The organism is aff. Roholtiella sp. LEGE 12411, from assembly GCF_015206995.1.
GTDB lineage: Bacteria > Cyanobacteriota > Cyanobacteriia > Cyanobacteriales > Nostocaceae > Komarekiella.
In genome coordinates, this window is the sequence record NZ_JADEXR010000003.1 from 16,202 (window position 1) to 33,953 (window position 17,752).

14 protein-coding genes are annotated in these 17,752 nt (G+C 39.1%); all 14 read right to left on the reverse strand.

All coding sequences use genetic code 11. From position 1 onward, the window contains the following. Positions 1-205 precede the first annotated feature (205 nt). Positions 206-1,336 carry a glycosyltransferase family 4 protein gene (locus IQ246_RS01345; protein ID WP_244141898.1) on the reverse strand — a complete coding sequence of 377 codons (1,131 nt, stop codon included), beginning with the start codon at positions 1,334-1,336 and terminating at the stop codon, positions 206-208. Next, entirely contained in the window at positions 1,324-1,986 is a 663-nt protein-coding gene (locus tag IQ246_RS01350) for a methyltransferase domain-containing protein (protein ID WP_193999396.1), read from the reverse strand. Before IQ246_RS01350 ends, IQ246_RS01345 begins: the two co-directional genes overlap by 13 nt. Beyond that, positions 1,986-3,113, reverse strand: coding sequence for a glycosyltransferase family 1 protein (locus IQ246_RS31155; RefSeq protein ID WP_193999397.1), 1,128 nt, complete (start codon positions 3,111-3,113; stop codon positions 1,986-1,988). Before IQ246_RS31155 ends, IQ246_RS01350 begins: the two co-directional genes overlap by 1 nt. Positions 3,114-3,230: 117 nt before the next feature. Beyond that, the gene (locus tag IQ246_RS01360; protein WP_193999399.1) at positions 3,231-4,193 is read right to left on the reverse strand and encodes a hypothetical protein; all 963 of its coding nucleotides are present in this window, start codon (positions 4,191-4,193) and stop codon (positions 3,231-3,233) included. A 20-nt stretch (positions 4,194-4,213) separates the two neighbouring features. Beyond that, positions 4,214-5,182, reverse strand: a complete 969-nt coding sequence (locus tag IQ246_RS01365) for a glycosyltransferase family 2 protein (protein ID WP_193999401.1) — start codon at positions 5,180-5,182, stop codon at positions 4,214-4,216. Between the two features lie 93 nt (positions 5,183-5,275). Continuing rightward, entirely contained in the window at positions 5,276-6,136 is an 861-nt protein-coding gene (locus IQ246_RS01370; RefSeq protein ID WP_193999403.1) for a glycosyltransferase family 2 protein, read from the reverse strand. 87 nt (positions 6,137-6,223) lie between these two features. Beyond that, the gene (locus IQ246_RS01375; RefSeq protein WP_244141899.1) at positions 6,224-7,189 is read right to left on the reverse strand and encodes a glycosyltransferase; all 966 of its coding nucleotides are present in this window, start codon (positions 7,187-7,189) and stop codon (positions 6,224-6,226) included. After that, positions 7,161-7,859, reverse strand: coding sequence for a class I SAM-dependent methyltransferase (locus IQ246_RS01380; RefSeq protein ID WP_193999405.1), 699 nt, complete (start codon positions 7,857-7,859; stop codon positions 7,161-7,163). The genes IQ246_RS01375 and IQ246_RS01380 overlap by 29 nt, the downstream gene beginning before the upstream one ends. 46 nt (positions 7,860-7,905) lie before the next feature. Further along, positions 7,906-9,189 (reverse strand): ABC transporter ATP-binding protein, encoded by a 1,284-nt coding sequence (locus IQ246_RS01385; RefSeq protein WP_193999407.1) that lies wholly within the window; start codon positions 9,187-9,189, stop codon positions 7,906-7,908. 156 nt (positions 9,190-9,345) lie between these two features. Further along, positions 9,346-10,413, reverse strand: a complete 1,068-nt coding sequence (gene wecB / locus IQ246_RS01390; protein WP_193999408.1) for a non-hydrolyzing UDP-N-acetylglucosamine 2-epimerase — start codon at positions 10,411-10,413, stop codon at positions 9,346-9,348. Continuing rightward, entirely contained in the window at positions 10,410-11,210 is an 801-nt protein-coding gene (locus IQ246_RS01395; RefSeq protein ID WP_193999410.1) for a glycosyltransferase family 2 protein, read from the reverse strand. Before IQ246_RS01395 ends, wecB begins: the two co-directional genes overlap by 4 nt. 210 nt (positions 11,211-11,420) lie before the next feature. Further along, positions 11,421-12,416, reverse strand: coding sequence for a hypothetical protein (locus tag IQ246_RS01400; RefSeq protein ID WP_193999412.1), 996 nt, complete (start codon positions 12,414-12,416; stop codon positions 11,421-11,423). A 147-nt stretch (positions 12,417-12,563) separates the two neighbouring features. Then, entirely contained in the window at positions 12,564-15,575 is a 3,012-nt protein-coding gene (locus tag IQ246_RS01405) for a N,N-dimethylformamidase beta subunit family domain-containing protein (RefSeq protein WP_208491962.1), read from the reverse strand. A 366-nt stretch (positions 15,576-15,941) separates the two neighbouring features. Beyond that, a complete protein-coding gene (locus tag IQ246_RS01410) occupies positions 15,942-17,600 on the reverse strand; it encodes a glycosyltransferase family 39 protein (protein ID WP_193999416.1) in 1,659 nt (552 codons plus the stop codon). Positions 17,601-17,752 lie beyond the last annotated feature (152 nt).

Sequence of the window (17,752 nt, forward strand, 5' to 3'; positions counted from 1 at the left end):
GGTGGCGGTTCTTTAATCCAAAAATCCTGATACTTTGCTAACGAAGAAGCATAACAGCAGGCTGAGAATAATAGCCAAGCTAAACGACGAGAGCGCTTAGCTTGATATAAAATTAGCAACCCAATGGCAATACCTATTAAGGCATAGGGGCCAATGATTAAATTAACAAGTTGATTGACAAAGCTGGAAGCCATACGTTAATGTTTCATGTCAGTTTTTCAGCAAGCAGATTGCTTGAATTTTGCCTGACTGTTTTGGTATGGCGTGCCTCGTGTATAAGTTCCCACCAACGGCGTGCCCAGATATTAGCGGCGTAAGGAGCTGCTAGTTGTTGCGATCGCTTTCCCCAAGTCGATAAATCACTATAGTGGTGGTGTAGGGTTAGCATTGCTTTTGTTAAAGCTTGCGGATCTTCTTTAGGTACGATCAAGCCATTGTACCAGGGGCGAATCACCTCAACTGCCGATCCACACACATCAGTACAAATAATTGGTAGACCAGCCGCCGCCGCCTCAACTAACGCCAGTGGCCAAGGGTCAAACCGACTAGGTAAAATAAAAGCTCCCGCTGATTGCCATACTGCTGGCATTTCCGTTGGCTGTAAAAAACCTCGATTCTCAATTCCCGGCTGTCCCTGGAGTTGTGATTCTAACACTCCTTGTCCACAGCATATCAATGTCCAGGGATTGGATATCTGGGAGTGATAAAGCTGATAAGCCTCCACTAGCACATCAACTGCCTTAACCTGAACATAGCGCCCGACAAATAAAAAGGAACGCGGCCATTGTGATTGGAGCCGTTTTTCCCACAGTGGTAGCCAAGCATCGTAATCAATACCATAAACCCCACGCATAATTTTTGGTGGTTTGATCCCCAAGCGTATGGCATACTGCCAGCTGCGTTCCCCAGCAACAACAACCCTATCCATACGCTGCAAATACGAACGCAATACCAACGGAGCTAAGCGCTGTTTCCAAGTACCCCACCAAGGGGTATCCATAGTCATAATGAAGGCTGTTTTACGAAATTCGGAGGCAAAAACCAACTGACGATAAGGTTTGTGTAACCAACCTGGGAAAACTATAACATCTGGAGATTCGTCTAACACCAAACGCTTGATCAGATCAGCATCCTGTCTTTCCTGCAAATCTAAAAGCTTACAGGGAATACCATACATTAGTTGATCAGAAAATGCAGTTTCAGTACGAGCCTGAAACGCAAGGACACAAACATCAATATTTGGCATCTGATGCAAGGCTCGCCAGCAGGCAGCCATGTAACCAGAGATGTCAGCCCAGCAGAAGACAATCTTTAGACTCATAGCTACTTTTGGCATTGAATACCAAGTTCATTTTCCCACCTTTCTGGATCCTCCAACTCACTGAAGGCAAGAATATCAGAATCTCCTATGTATGCTCGACGAATTTCTTGAAACCCAACATTTTTGAGTTCCAGTGACAGTGATTTATAGTCCCACATCCAGAGGTGTTGAGTGACAGTAACCCATTCCTTAAAAAAAGTAAACAAGCTACGTTGTCTATGTTCTTTTCCCAACCAGGTTACACGCATGAATTCTAACGCAGCTTCTGGAGAGGTAGATTTTACATACTGTTGAGCCATGTATTCCAAATCTGGTAAAACTAAGCGAAATATCCCACCAGGTTTGAGATACCGATAACAGTTTTTGAGAGACTGACGCAGTTGTTCTAAAGAAAGGTGTTCTAGTACATGTGAACAATACAAAAGATCAACACTACTGTCAGGGATAGGCAATCCTTGCACAATATCCCCGTATCTCACATTTGGCGGAAATTTTCCAAACGGCCCACCAGGAACAAACTTGCCAACAATGGGAAGCTTTTGCAAGCGCAATGCAATACTGGAATCGAAATTCAGCCATTGACTGGGAGCACAGAGTCCACAACCAAACTGGACAGATGCCTTCTGTGTGAAGGGGATGCTGGTTTTATTATTAATTGCTAGCATTATGCAAACTTTTTGAATGCAGATATTAAATCATCTATACAGCGCGACCAGGTATATTGCGCTGCATGTTTTTGTCCTAGTTGAATATATTTCTCGCGAAACTGTAGATTATTCTCAAGTTCTATTAAAACATCTACAATGGCATCTGTTGCCTCTGGATTAATCACAATCCCAGCATCTCCAACTACCTCTGGAAGAGAAGCTTTATTAGATACAATAGCTGGGACATTAGCAGCCATTGCTTCAAGTGCAGGGATGCCAAATCCTTCATAGGGAGAGAGGAATAGGAAAGAAGATGCTCCACGCAGCAAACGTGGTAGGTCTTCGTCTGAAACCATTCCTAGCAGCAACAAGTTTGAAATAGACTGAGCTGCTTTAACATAGTTAGCTTCTGAATTGCCAGCCACGACAATATGCAAGTTACTTTTACGCTGATCAAGAGCTTTAGCAACAGCTAAAACATTATCTCCTCCTTTTTTTCGACGCAAGCCGCCAATAACAAAAATATATGGTGCTTCTAAAGGGCGTTCCAGATCAGATGAATTGGTTAAAGCAATATCAAAAAAGCATTTTTCGACACCATTACCAACCACTACAATCTTCTGTGGCTCAGCATCTAATAAGTCCACCATCCGCTGCTTAGAAAATTCTGAAACAGTAAACACTACCCGACATTCAGACAAAGCACGCCGCACCCAATGTTCCCATTTATAGCGAAAAAATCTGTGTTGCCAAGTACGCGACCAGGGTAAATCGAGTTCAAACGCTTGAATATCATGAATAGTCACAGCAACCGGACACTTGGACACGGGGATGTAAGTTTCCATCGGTGCATATAACCAGTCTGTCTTATCTGGTAAATAATTATCGACACGTGGATAACCAAGAACTTTCCATGTACGCTCGGTAAGATTTTCTGGGGAGGGAAAAGTACGTATTGGTAGTTCACGTAGTGGACAGCTTCGGTCAAGCTTACCATCGCTCCCCAACCATTGCTTTGAGAACAGCAAATCTAAGTCTACCTCATTTCGTTCTGCAAGTCCGAGCAGAATTTGGTTCATGTGTCGCCCTATTCCTGTGCAAGGGAGGTAGGTACGAATGGGATGAATATAAGCAACTACGTTCACAAAAAATAGAATATAAATTCAGCTATATGACAGGTTTAATAATAACTGATGACTTGAGTTTATAGTAAAAGTTATTTAAAAAATTCTTAAAAACTATTTTATATTTTCAAATGTTATCTAGCTATATTTGTGATACCACATATTTACTATTCTATTACTTTTAAGACGTATGTAAAACCATAAAATGGGTTTTAGCAGTAAATCTAGTATCCGAATTTTTAATTTTAGATATAATGGCTCAGATTTTAAACGATATTTTAAGAATATATGACGACGAGGCATTATAGGACTTTCCTTAATTCCTGCCCAATGAAGTAAAATGATTTCCTTTTTGTGCTCAGACATTCCATAAGACCAAGTTTTATAAATTCCATTCTCACGATAGATACTTCCTGGCATAGGAGGCCAGGTCAAACGACTTAAGTGAGGTATTAAATCATGTATAGAAGCAGATTTTACATTACTAGAATGTATGAGATAATTCAGAAAAAATTGATCAGTATTACGAGCATTAAATTGAGAACGATTTTCTACTAAAAAACAACTCATTTGTTCTAAATATTCAACACTAAATAAATTTTTCCTAGATATCCATTTTCCTGAATTGAAACCTTGTGCTTTCTTTTCAATTACTAAGTTTTCTCTTAAATAACCAAGGTTGTACACTTGATCTAGGCCACCTTCAAAATGCAAGAAATCACAATTATAACTATCAAGAGCTTTAATTAAAGGCTCAAGATTATTCAAAACTACAATTCTGCTATCAAGATAAATAAATCTATCTAGCGGCCCCCAAAAGCTTGCAAAACGCCTAAACCAGTAAGGACTAGTAGTTGTATAACCAGTTTCTAGTTGCTTACCAATTATCTCTAGCCTTTTAAAAATAAAATCTTCTTCAAAAATATCGAAATTAAATTTTTTATCCAAAGACTTCAAATTACTATAATTATTATCAAAAGGAATTAAATATAACTTGAGATAAGGATTAAATTCACGAAAGCTTTCTAAAAAAGTAATAACCCAGTCATAAATTAAATCATTTGCTAGAAAATATGCTCCTAGATTTTTTTCTTCTCGCATTCACTGAACCTCGCTCAAGTTTATGACGTTGTTGAATTGAATAATCTATCAAAAGTACCTTGAAGACCACCTACACCTACCATACATAAATATAAATTGTACAAATACGCTGATTCATTTTTTCCCTGTTTAGCCAACATCATTGCAAATGCATACCTCAAAGAGAGATAGGAAAATCCTATTAGTGATCTAGAAGTATTAAATATAGTTAATTTTTCTTTAACGTACGCTCTAGACTTTCCAAATCCCAAGCCAGCAAATTTAAAAAAGTCAGAGTTGATTCTATTGGGATGCATCCAATGATATCCTAGTGCTTTAGGTACATAAATTGCTTTAAAATCGGCTTTCTTAGCTTGGATCAGGTATTCTATTTCATCTCCCCGATGAATTTTAATCTTTTTATTTTGAACGCTTGTATGCATAAGTCCAAGTTTCTCGTAAACATAGCGACGGAATGCTAAATTAGCAGTTAGAGGCCCAGGTAAATCAATTGAAACAAGCTCATTACCTAAGTCGTATGCAGAAAGCAGTATTTCTAGCTGGTGATTTAACCAATGTGGAGGTTCTATAGCTTCCCACAAAAGCAAAACGCGCCCACCAACAATATCTACAGAAAAATTTTCAAAAGCCTCAACTATTCCAAGTAGCCATCCTTTATCAAATTGAATATCGTCATCTACCATCGCGATAATTTCACCTTCAGCTTCCTGGAGACAACGATTTCTAGCAAGATTAGCTCCAGGTTCTATTTCATGAAAATATTTTAAGATGTAAGGAAATTTGTTTTGATAATCAGCTAATAAACTCAAAGTACTATCTGTACAAGCATTAGCAGTAACAATCAGTTCTAATGTAATATGGGAAGGTACATCAATCCGAGTCAAACTATCTAGACTTTTTTTGAGCAACCAATCACGATTGTGAGTTGGCATTAATATAGAAACTGAATTTATTCTATTTTTTGTTGCTATAGGTTCTTCAACTGACATAGCTTTTATATCTTCAGGAATATGGATTAAACAATCTGCTATTCTGAACTATCAGAGTAGTTTGTGTGTATAGCTCCTCAATAAAATCTTAACCTAACCAGTGCCGCGGTGTTTTCGTAAAGCTATTACCCATCCTTGAGGCAGCATTTGACGTATTTTTAAGATAAAAAATTTCCAGATGAAAAAATTATAGTATTCTCTCAAAAAATATCTATACCTTTTCAAAGGACTAGCAAGACGTTTACTAATACGCCATCGTTGTCTTGTGTAAGAGAGAATGTCTCTACCATCGCCGCCAGAAGCGTCAAATTTTGAAACAAGTATAGGAATTTCTTGAAATTTATAACCATCTGCATAGAGTCTGACTAAGAGATCATGATCTGCACACCAAGTAAGTGATGTATCAAACAAATACTGTACTTGTAATTTCTTCTTTACAAAAATACTTTGATGACAAGTAGGGATTTCACACCAAATCTCTGAAATATTGCGAGGTTTCCTCTGAAAAATTCGTGTTTGATATTTGTCAACAAAAATTGATTCAAACCCACCATAGACAACATCGACTGAGCTATCAAGGTATTGTGCAACCTGAGTTAGGGTATCTTCTGCAAAGAATTTATCGCCAGAATTCATAAAAATTATCCAATCTCCGGTAGCTGCTAAGGCTCCCTTATTCATCGCATCATAAATTCCAGAATCTTTTTCACTGACCCAACAAGATATCATGTTCTCATTTTTGTGCAGGAAATCAGCTGTGCCATCCTGTGAAGCCCCATCGATAACAATGTATTCTATGTTCTTATATATCTGAGAGGTAATACTATGAAATGTTTCACGTAAACCTTCAAGTCGATTGAAGGTCACTGTAATGATAGAAATGCTTGGTAAATTTTCGTCAAATGATTGCTGTTTGCCAAGCAGACGTAAGCCTCCATGAATTTGAGTTTTCATTAGCGACTATATTTATAATTGAGAATTGGTATAGAAAAATTATGAGTTAAATTACTACTGAAAAAGTACTGGAATGAGCAATTCTTCTTAAAGACTAACATCATTTTCCCAATTAGCAATCTCTTTAATAGCTAGCATTCTACCTCTTTGTCCAGCCTTATAAAAGCGACACGTTCTAGAACCATATCGCAGACGTAAAAATAGCAAATATATTTTGGATGATCTCCAAAATGCTTGAGGTAAGAGTGTACCGCGTAAATAGCCCAAGATATTTTGTGAGTAAGCCAATCCTTCTACTAGACGTAAGAGATAACTCTCTTCTAAACGTATTGAAGGTATCAAGTGGGTCATCTTCAAAGATGTAAACAGCCCTGTACCCAAGCTTATATCACAGGCTGTAAATGCCAAGTCTGAGTCGCCACAGGATGTCAGGAGTTTACCTTTGCGATCCAAACCTGTTCGCCTGTGGTCTTTAGAAACTAATTCAGAATACTTTTGGGCAACAACCTTACGAACACAAAGTCCTGCTCCAGAAGGAGTAGTATCATGCTGATTCGGCAAATTTGACCAACTATCTCGTTCAAATTCCCGAATTGCTAGATTTCCTAAATAAGGCTTTGTCCATGCTGGGGGTAGCTCCTCAAATTCAGGTCTAATTTGCCCACCCCAAGCACCTAAAAAAGGAAAATTCTTACTAATGTGCCACGTAACTTCTAGATAGTTAGCATCTAAAATATTATCATCATCTACAAACACCAATACTTCTGCTTGCGCTTCTCGAATTCCCCGTAGTCTAGCAGGTGTTAAACCTAGTTGTTCTTCACGAATATGACGAGCGTGAGGATGCCAATTCAGAGTAAGTTCTGAAGATAGAACTTTATTACTGGCGTTATCAACTAATAAAATCTCCCACAAATCTGTCGATAATGTTTGATATTGAAGTGCTTGTAAGACCCTATCAAGGTAGCTAAAACGAGGATTGTGAGTACAGATAATGACACTTAGCAGTATTTCCATGTCGTAATCAGTGTCTTTCAAATGCTGGGTGTTCAAATTCTAAGTAACCTTTTTTTACCTTACAGAGCCAAAGTAGATTATTTACTTGTCCCCCAAATTTCCATAAACCACTAGCAAGCGCTTCACCAATTGTTCTTGCAACTCCTTCAAAAGCAACGCAATCATGAAAAGCAAGTATTCCTCCTCCTACAATCCAGGGAGCAGTTTTTTCATAATCATTTTTGACGCCTAAATAACTGTGATCGCCGTCTAAAAAAACGAGATTGAATGGTTGGTCAACATCTGATATGGTCAAATCCTTGCTATTCTTGCGAATGGGCGTAATATAGTTTACCAATCCGCCAAGATTTTCTTGGAATTCAGAGAAAGTATCTCTTTTACCTTCTGGCATAGTTTGATTTTCCCAAGTATCAACACAAAATAAATGTCCACCTTGGGGAGCTAAAGCAGCTGCAATATAGCAACTAGAAGCACCTAAATATGAGCCAATCTCTAAAACTTTGACTGATTCTCCAAATTCTTGTGTCAAAGCATAAAGAGTATTCAATTCACGAGTAGTCATGTGTGTAGATATACTGTTTGCACGGCTACATCCTAGCTTAGCTAGCTCTTGAGATATCACAACATTTTGCAAGTTTGCCATCAGATTCTCTGAGCGCCATGCCAAGTGGTTTGATGCTCTATACAAAAAATTAGTAGTTTTCATCCTATTTTAAAAACATAAAAAATATACTTTTTGCTTTAGCCAATTTTTAGGTTGCCTCTACTTGCCAGTCACCCCGAATTAAGAGTGTTCCTGTGCCACTATGACCAGAAATTCCTGTGCGATAAAAATCGCCAGCGTCAACATCAATACAACCAATAAAATCTCTAGGCCAATCAGCTTCAATCCCATTGGCTAAAATTCTAACTGCAACAAAATATCTACCATTAGCATAGGGTAAATCTTTAATTTTGCATTTAAACTTACCTATCTCAGGAATGTCCGAAAATGTAGTGCCAACATAATCACTATAAAGTAGTGAAATTCTTTCTCCAGAAAGATTATGTAGAGAAAAACCAACACTAACATTTTTAATTAGTTTATCTCTAAGCATCCGATAGTGGAAAACAAGAACTAAGTCTTCTCCTGATGCTGCCGACATTAGAAGATTACCAAGGGAGTCTTCGAGAGAGAAGTTAGTAATTCTAATATCTCCTGTACCAGAACGGTTTAATTCTGAAATTTTGACATCTTTTGCTTGTGTTTCTAAATCTCTTAAATATAAATTAATTGCTGATTTTGTATCACCAATATATTGAATGCTGCCTAAATTTAACATAATAGTTTGTGAGCATAACTTTTCAATAGTAGACATCTGATGACTCACAAATAAAACGGTTCGCCCTTCTTTCCCAACATCATCCATTTTGCCTAAGCATTTTTTCTGAAATTGGATATCCCCTACTGCTAGCACTTCATCCACAATCAAAATCTCTGGTTCTAAGTGTGCCGCTACTGCGAACGCCAACCGCACATACATCCCTGAAGAGAAGCGTTTAACAGGAGTATCTAAAAATTTTTCTACTTCTGCAAAATCAACAATTTCATCAAACTTACGTTTAATCTCAACTTTGCTCATTCCTAAAATAGCACCGTTAAGATAAATATTTTCTCTACCCGTCAGCTCTGGATGAAAGCCTGTGCCTACTTCTAACAAGCTTGCGACTCGTCCTTTAATTGAAATTCTACCGCTCGTCGGTTCTGTAATTCGGCTTAGAATTTTCAATAAAGTTGATTTTCCTGCTCCGTTACGACCAATAATGCCAACTCTGTCTCCTTGCTTAATTTCAAAATAAATATCTTTTAAAGCCCAAAATTCTTCATGGTTTTGCTTAAACTTTCCTTTTTCATAATTGTTAAGCAATTTTTTACTTATCGACTTTGCTCCATTTGCAATTACATCCCTTAAAGCCTTGTATTTTCTCCCTTCATACTGATGATTTAGAATATATTTTTTGCTAATATTTTCAACTCTAATTACAGTGTCAGACACGCAGTCTTTCCTTTTTTTTTAAATTTACAATACTAATTTGATATGACAATCCAAAATAAGCTCTGGTTTTACTAAGTATACTGTATGCTGTTAAATGATGAAATTTTCCTTAATAACTACTCTTTTGATATGTGTTCGCAGCTATAGAAATAGCATTTAAGATGAAGCAAGGAACAGTTCTGCTATTTGGGTAGCAGCATCGCCATTACCATATAGTGTAGGAGCTTCTGTGGGCGGAGTAAAATTAGCGATCGCACTATGTAACGTCTCAGGTTGTACCAGATGGTTCCAGCCTACTTCCACGGTTTCTTTCCATTCTGTTTCATCACGCATTGTGAAGCATGGACGTCCCAGAATATAAGCTTCCTTTTGAATACCGCCAGAATCCGTAATTACAGCTTTACAGAAACTTTCCAACATCAAAATATCCAAATAACTAACGGGCGGAATAGCAATAATAGAATTCAGTGCAAAGTAGCGCTCTAGATCCATTGCTTGAATTTGAGCAGTTGTCCGAGGATGCATTGGAAACACAACCGGATAATCTAATGTGGCGAGACTTTCGATAATAGCACTAAGGCGATATTGCTCGTCTGTGTTACTAGGTCGATGTATTGTTGCTAAGTAAAACTTTTCTGGACGCAGTTGATATTTTGCCAAAATGTCAGAAGTCTGTTTCGCCTTTTGCTTATAAGTTAGGATTGCATCCATCATTACATCGCCAACGAGATGAACACCTTGAGAAACTCCTTCTTTTTGGAGGCATTGAACCGCTAGTGGCGTTGGTACTAAAAGAAGTTGAGCCAAATGATCTGTGACAACTCGATTTACTTCTTCGGGCATTTGCCGATTAAAACTTCGCAGCCCTGCTTCTATGTGAGCCAGCGGAATATGTAACTTTGCAGCGACTAAAGCACCTGCCAATGTAGAATTAGTATCTCCATAAACACATACCCAATCAGGAAGTTCTTGTTCAAGTAAAAGTTCCTCTATTTTCTCCATCATTCGACCTGTCATTGCCCCATGATTCAAACTATGAATGTTCAAGTGATGGTGAGGTACAGGTAAGGCTAAATCTTGGAAAAAAATATCAGACATTAAGGAATCAAAATGCTGACCTGTATGGATAAGAATTTCGTCAATTCCAGCATGTTTCAAAGCATTGCTGACTACAGATGCTTTAATAAATTGCGGTCTTGCTCCTAATATCGTAACGATTTTCATAAGTTATTTTTAGTGGTGTATTTATGTCGTTGTAACCAGACTTTTTTTGGTTTGAAAGCTTGTCGGAGAATTAGCCTAACAATGTACTTTATGTGACTCCAAATAACTCTTGTTACACGCAGCTTTGACTGCCCAAACTCTCGGCGACTCAATTTTGAAGGATATTCTGCAACTTTATATCCTTGTAACATTGCTTCTGCCACAATTTCTACTAGACCGAGAAATCCTGGATAATTGACTGGTATATTTTCCAAGACTTCCCGACGGTAAGCACGAAACATGCTGGTATATGTGTAGAGCTTTTGCGGTAAGACTATTTGATAAAGCTGAGACAAACCTTTACTGAGAAATAAACGCCAGCCAGGAACATTGTTTATTCCCCCTTGGGGATGATATGGTGAGCCTGTAACAATATCTACACCACCACGCATTAAATCCAAAAGACCCGCAAGATCTTGAGGATCGTAAGTGCAGTCACTATCTATAGTGCAGATAATATTACCTGTTGAGTATAGTACCCCAGTCTGTATAGCTGCCGAAAGTCCTCTGTTTGTTTGATGACTTAATATTTGAGCATGTTGTCCTAAGTGTTTCTGTAACTTCAAAAAGGTATCATCAGTACTACCATCGTCAACACAAATAACTTCAATTCTTCTAACAGAACGTAACTTCGCTAAAACAGGGAGCAATTTTTTCTTTAAGGGTTCAACACCTTCAGATTCATTAAAGCATGGAATGATAATGCTTACTGATTGTTTCTTCTGTGAGTTTTCATATTCTTGGGATTTTAAATTCATTTTTTTCAGCTTCTAAATTAAGGGAAGTTGTTGTTGGAATTAATGTTAAGTTTTATGAGCTTTCTTTCCTCATGAGAAAACTCACAAAATGTAGGAATTGAGATAGATTGATTTTCCGCTTTAGCATTTATAACCTCTCAAGAAATTTGAGAGGTTATAAATGCATCATTTAAAAACAGAATTTAGTTAATATTGTTTTACTGAATTCACCTAACGTGCGAAGCAAATTTTATTGACTGAAACTCCTCCTATCAGTTGCATTTTTCCTGTTTTTACGTCATTAATATCTATCTTGAATATAGAATTATTTTTCTCATTTTTCGGATTAGCAAGCGCAAATAGTTGACCAGATGGAGAAAACGTTAAACTCAGTAAGTCATTCACCAAAGGCTCGTTATTGTAATTTAATGGCATCACTTTGGTAATCAATAATCTACCAGTAAGGATCGATTTTTTTTGCGGATCGAGCTGTACTAAAGTTGTGCTATTATCGCGATCAAGAATGGTTGCATAAAATTTTCCATTTGGAGCTTGAGTAAGATTACTTAACCGTTGATCTGATGGTAAGTCTGGTAAACTCAATTCAGCGCCAGGTCTGATTCTGCCTGTTTTAAGATCGATTAATACTATCTCAAAAGGTGGAAGACCCCCATAGTGACTAATTACACTAATTAACTGGTTCTCTTTAGTTAATAACAGGTTTTCAACTGTACTATTTTTCGTAGTAAATCCAGATATTTTCAGACCTCTTTTAATCCCCATTGACAAAGATTTGGGACTTGAGGATTGAGATTCAACGAAGCTTAACCGATTGATATCGCCTTGTCGTGAGCTAACTACACAACAAATAATGAAACCACCCTTTGATACAGGGGTAACACTGGTTAAACGATTTCTCGGTGCAGACACGGCTTTCTGATCGATTTCAACACGTATACTTTGGTTTTCTACTGTTTTGGATACAAGCTTAACAGTCGAATTTACCTTAGCACTCAAGGGATTTAAAGCCGTGACAATCATTTCTCCAGTGGAGTTGCTTAAATTAATCAGGTCTGCCTTATCTGAAATAGCGTTGGTGGTACTACTTAAAACAGTGTTGCCGATGCTACCTAAATTAAAACCATAAATAACTGATTCGCTTTGTTGCGCCATAGTTTTACCTGCTAAATTAGCGATCGCAGTTGTCGCAGCACTAGCGATCGCCATCTGGCCAAATCTGCGGCGTTTGACTATTAAATTCATAACTCACAATCCTCTAATCAGTGGTTTTGTATCAAAAACTCTAGCCTTTGCTCAATAGTCAAAGGCACTATGTGAAGGCTGGCACTAACTTGCCAGCCTCTTTACATTTTTTCAAGGCACAATTATGTTTGCATCTGGTGTTTGGGGTTTAGCACCCATATCTGCTAGGACATTAACAGCAATCTGTTTAACACGAATATCTTCTCGTGGTGTCTGAATGTCATAGCTGTCTAGCCCCCACATCCATTGAATGGAGCCAGTGGCAAAAACCTTGGCACCACTAGCAGCAGTGTATCGGACTGCATTTGATATAAAGTAATTCGTTCCTGAAGGCAGATCTTGATCCGCTCCTACTGGCTCAACTGGCGATTCTGATAGAACGACTAATCCGTTTGGAGTAGAGCCATTGTTGATCACTGCATCCCATTCAAAACCTACCAACATACTTAAGGTGTCACCGTTGCTAAGATTTGTATTGGCGTAGTAAGGATCTGAACTATTAGTAACTACAAAATCATACCCGCCAAAGCGGTTACTTCTAGCGCCTGTGTACATTACTCCCAGCAGTGCGTTTTCCGGTTTATTATTCTGCGGGCTACGGAATTTGTTGGTTTGTGCTACAGGATCTTGCGACCAGTTTTCTTTGTAACATGCCATCACCCGATTAGGTTGACCACTATTCGAGTTCTCAAATCGCACTCGCCAAAAAGCTGTATTAGCTGTGAAAAATGCTATGTTAACTGGCTGACTCCCATCACGAGCTTGTTCAATATTAATACGCTCCTCTAATGACCAGTACTCGTCATGACCAACTGACAAGAACACTTTATGCTGCTGTAGTAACTGCGAGTTAGTATGAACATCGATATTAGTTACATAGGATACATCATAACTCTGCGATTCTAGCCACCGCACCATATTGTACTCGTATTGCAGCATGGTGTTGAATTCATCAGTAGCAATTAGGTTACTCGCTGCGGCAAATGGTACATCGTAGGAAACCTTTGATGCTGTTTGACCACCCAGGCTATTGTATCCGTACGTGCTATGATTGCTCATCTTGTTATAAGCCAAGAAGGTGGTAAAGCTACTCTGGAACAAGATGTTAGAGGTGCTAGCATCATGACGGACAACAAACCAAATATGTGCCTGTTTGCCACTTTGGTGGGTCAGCTTGGCAATGTACAAACCACTTACCCAGTCACTTCCCACTGCTAAGGTGTAGGAAGTTGTCCAATTACTACCATCGTAGAGACGGGTATTTGGATCTCTGAGTGTAAGCGCAGGTTGAGTGACTCCATTGAGCGTACCGCTGCTCAACATTAACCGCCCCCCTTGGCCTCCGTAGTAACCTAAACGGTAGACGTCAATGGTGAACGGTGTTCCCGCTTGTGCCACAGAAACTTTAAAGTCTATGCTGCCGCCCTTGTTGACACTAGTTGCCGTCGCATAGCCAGCAATTTCATTGATAGCTTGGTTAGTGAGTTTCCAATTTGTAGTGCCAGATCTTTGGTTTTCTAAATAAATGGCATTAGCATTTACCGGACTGGCTTTGGCGCTAAAAGTGACACTACCAATGCCAACAGCTGTGGCAGTAACAATAACAGCATTATTTGGGCCACTAGGTATAGCTCCTACAGTTAGGTTAGTACTTGCTTGACCATTGGCATCGGTGAGTACGCTGGTGGACGAAACTGAACCACCGCCAGTAGTCACTTCAAAGTTAACTGTGACTCCTGATTGTGAATTGCCACCAGAAGCTCTAACTTTCACTACTAATGGATTGGGTAAGGTAGTACCAACCGTAGCGCTTTGATTATCACCACTTACCTTGACGATACCACTGGCAACAAGGAATACTATGTCGCGGAAATAATTACTATTTTGGTAGGAACTAGTAGGGAAAGAATTGATACTACCGTACACACCATTAGACCCATCCGCAACTGAACTGAGATCCCCATTAGTAATAGAGCTTGCTAATCCACCGTAAGAAAGAACAAAATGAGAGTTAGCATTAACAGATACTACATAAGTAGTGCCGGAATTAATGGTTAGTGGTGCGTCTAAAAGCTGCTCTTGCCAACCTGATGCCGTTTCATTAGCGAAAGTAACAGTTGCCAAAGGAATGCCACCTGTTGCTGCCCAGATTTTGCCAATATGAGTACCAGTTTCGCTAGCCGCTTTCCAAAAACGGATTCCCGTAATTTGTCCTCCATTGGCGCTACGGAACTTCATCCCCAGTTCATAAGAGGTGCTGTCAGTAGCATCTGGATTAGTTGGCGCCTGATTTGTAAAAACGGTTTGATTATTGGTTTGTCCCGCAGGATTAGCAGTAGCAGTGAAGGTGAGGCTGCCGATACTAGATGCCGTTGCACTTACTGTGTTTGTAACAGGATTTATCGCTCCAGGTGTAGTTCCCAAAGTGAGTACAGTACTTGCTTGACCACTGGCATTAGTTACCGCGCTAGTTGGTGAAACTGAACCACCGCCGCTAGTAACTGCAAAGTTGACTGTGACTGCTGATTGAGCATTACCGGAAGCGTCTTTGACTTCCACAACCAAGGGATTAGATAAAGCAGTTCCCGCTGTACCTGTTTGATTATCGCCGCTGACTTTGGCGATCGTCGGTATACCATTGGCAGTAAAAACTAGGTCACGGAAATAGTTGCTGTTCCGAAAGGAATTGTTTGGGAAGTTATTAGGACTACCAAATGCTCCATTGTTGCCATCAGCAACGGAACTGAGAACACCATTAACAATTGGTGTTGCCAATTGATCGTAAGTCAGTGAGAAATAACTATTGCTATTGACACTAACAACGTAGGTTGTGTTGGCTTGAATGTTAACTGGAGTATTCAGAGCTTGCTGTTGCCATCCCGAAGCTGTCTCATTAGTAAAAGTAACTGTTGCTAATGGAGTGCCACCTGTTGCTGCCCAGATTTTACCAACATGGCTGCCAGTCTCACTAGGCGCTTTCCAATAGCGAATTGCAGTAATCTGTCCTGCACTGGTGCTGCGGAAATTCATCCCCAGTTCATAAGAAGTGCCACTATCACTGGCATTTGGATTACTCGGCACCTGATTAGTAAATACCGTTTGCTGTGTTTGAGCTTGAGCCATTAGCATTTCCTGCTCGGAAAAGTCATGTTGATTAGTCATAAGAATTTTCTGTTTTGTGACTGAGAATATGTTTTTTGAGTGACTCCTTATTCGCGTGATCCAACTTGGAAATCATTAATTTTTGAAAATTCTACAAAAGTTAACTAGCGGTAACTAAATTAAACATTTGGAATCAATACGAGAAGCTGACGATGTACTTTTGAACTAAAGCAACTGACTAGAGTTGGATGTAAAAAATAAGTACAATGTCTAACAATTTGTACAAAATTAATAGTTCTGGTAGTCGATTACGCGAATGATGAGAATGTTGGTTAACATTTGAGAAATTTCTTCTTTGCAATCCAGAGCAAAGAAATCAGCAACATATTAATTGCGAGAGTAAATACGAATAAAACCCTCACCTTCAGGAAAGACAGGAATAGGAAAGGTATGAGTCAATCGATGTTGCTGTGTAATCCAATTGCTAACAAGCGGGTTAAATTCAGCGTAGTTTTCATAACCCCACTCCCGAAAAAGCATGTCAACAAAAACAATTAATTCGGGAGGGTTTATCTTCATGCTGGCAAGGAAGTCTTGCTGAGCTTCAGAACCTAAGAGGGCTATTGGTTGAAAAGTAATTATTCGACTTGGTGAGCGAGTGGCTGTCATAAAAGATAGTATCGAGCCTTCAGGTAAAACTAGTACTGAGGTTGCTTTGGAAGAATTGATAGCTTGTATAGTTTGGTTGAAGCTGCTGGCAAGGGTTGCATTCCATGTGTAGAAAGTTCCATAAGATGAGTTAACTGCATAATGATACTGTGCTAGAGAGCCTAAGTTCATACTGCCACCGATGACCAGACAAACCAGTAAGTAACGCCACACTACTCCTCTAACCCGTTGAGTTAAATAGTAAAGCAGTGTGAAAAATAAGAGCACCACTGGCGTAGCATAAAGTCCGTAGAAGTTGATGTAAAATAGCCAGCGGGCGTTTAGTAAAAGCGAGAAAACTAGCAATGTCCATAGAAGTGGTGCATGTTTATATTGGGGTGATTGTGGTCGGTTAAGAGCAAACCATCCTACAAATACTGGTAAGCACCAAGACATATCTCTAAGAGGATGAAAAACAATATCGTTAATAGAGTGTAGAAAGTTAAAGTAGGGAATAAATTGGCATACCCATCCTAGAAAGCTCAAACTTATCCATGCAAGAGCAACACCCACCAAAATTTCTACAAAGAACCTGAATTTTTTGAAGTTGTGGATAAACTTAAGTTTTGAAATCCAATTAGCAGCTGCTACTGATAACAAAATTAATACTGAAGCGGCAAAAAAATGCCTAAAAGTAGCAAACCAATGACGAAGAGTTTTGGCTGGTGAAACCTGAAAGAGAGTGCTTTGCTTTAAAAAATCCGCTTTGGGGATTGGGAACAGAGATAAGTACAACTTTTCCCATGAAACTTGTTGAGCAAGTAAGGCAAGGGGTAAGAAAGTGCAGGCAGATGCTACTGCAAGCACAAGTAAACTACGTGTAACTCTGGTTCTGAAGTTTTGAGGAAAGTAGAGGTTAGCGCCGACTAACACTCCTCCCAGTGCGGCAACTCCATATTCTTGTTTGGCAAGCCCAGCTAATCCACAGGCGATCGCAGCTACTACTAGCCATTTAATCTGCCCTTTACATGTATAGTAATCAAGAAAAGTAACCGCTAATAAGCATAATACTGTTGCATAGACTGCCCCATAACTATAAGGCACTATAAAATTAAATAACCCCGGGCCTATGGCGCAGTAAAGCAACATGCAGATAGTAGAGAGTGCTGCCCAACGAGTATCAGTTAACCGCTTTGCCAAGCGATAAAACAGTAATGTCGTTACCAACCCTAAAACTAGTCCCACTACATAAAATACTTCTAAACGGTGTCCAAAAACCAATAGTGCCAGTGCATTGGCATAGTAGCCAAGTGGGCCATAGTAGGTTGATGCATCGCGATAAAGCAATTGTCCATCTACCAGACGAGCAGGTATTTCGACTTCGCGACTAAAATCCATGATTGGATTCGACACCTTGCCCCAATTGGCCCAAGCTAGTAAAGTAAAACAGGTAAGTACAGAAACTAACCAGGGATCAATATGTGAAAATATTTTTAGCTGAATTTTTTTAACTGTAGTCACGTCAGACTTAGCAGTATAAGGCATTTTTC

Excerpts from the sequence above, each read along its gene's own strand:
- IQ246_RS01345 (WP_244141898.1), bottom strand. The coding sequence starts at position 1,336 with ATGCCAAAAGTAGCTATGAGTCTAAAGATTGTCTTCTGCTGGGCTGAC.
- IQ246_RS01350 (WP_193999396.1), bottom strand. The coding sequence starts at position 1,986 with ATGCTAGCAATTAATAATAAAACCAGCATCCCCTTCACACAGAAGGCA.
- IQ246_RS01360 (WP_193999399.1), bottom strand. The coding sequence starts at position 4,193 with ATGCGAGAAGAAAAAAATCTAGGAGCATATTTTCTAGCAAATGATTTA.
- IQ246_RS01365 (WP_193999401.1), bottom strand. The coding sequence starts at position 5,182 with ATGTCAGTTGAAGAACCTATAGCAACAAAAAATAGAATAAATTCAGTT.
- IQ246_RS01370 (WP_193999403.1), bottom strand. The coding sequence starts at position 6,136 with ATGAAAACTCAAATTCATGGAGGCTTACGTCTGCTTGGCAAACAGCAA.
- IQ246_RS01380 (WP_193999405.1), bottom strand. The coding sequence starts at position 7,859 with ATGAAAACTACTAATTTTTTGTATAGAGCATCAAACCACTTGGCATGG.
- wecB (WP_193999408.1), bottom strand. The coding sequence starts at position 10,413 with ATGAAAATCGTTACGATATTAGGAGCAAGACCGCAATTTATTAAAGCA.
- IQ246_RS01395 (WP_193999410.1), bottom strand. The coding sequence starts at position 11,210 with ATGAATTTAAAATCCCAAGAATATGAAAACTCACAGAAGAAACAATCA.
- IQ246_RS01400 (WP_193999412.1), bottom strand. The coding sequence starts at position 12,416 with ATGGCGATCGCTAGTGCTGCGACAACTGCGATCGCTAATTTAGCAGGT.
- IQ246_RS01405 (WP_208491962.1), bottom strand. The coding sequence starts at position 15,575 with ATGGCTCAAGCTCAAACACAGCAAACGGTATTTACTAATCAGGTGCCG.
- IQ246_RS01410 (WP_193999416.1), bottom strand. The coding sequence starts at position 17,600 with ATGGATTTTAGTCGCGAAGTCGAAATACCTGCTCGTCTGGTAGATGGA.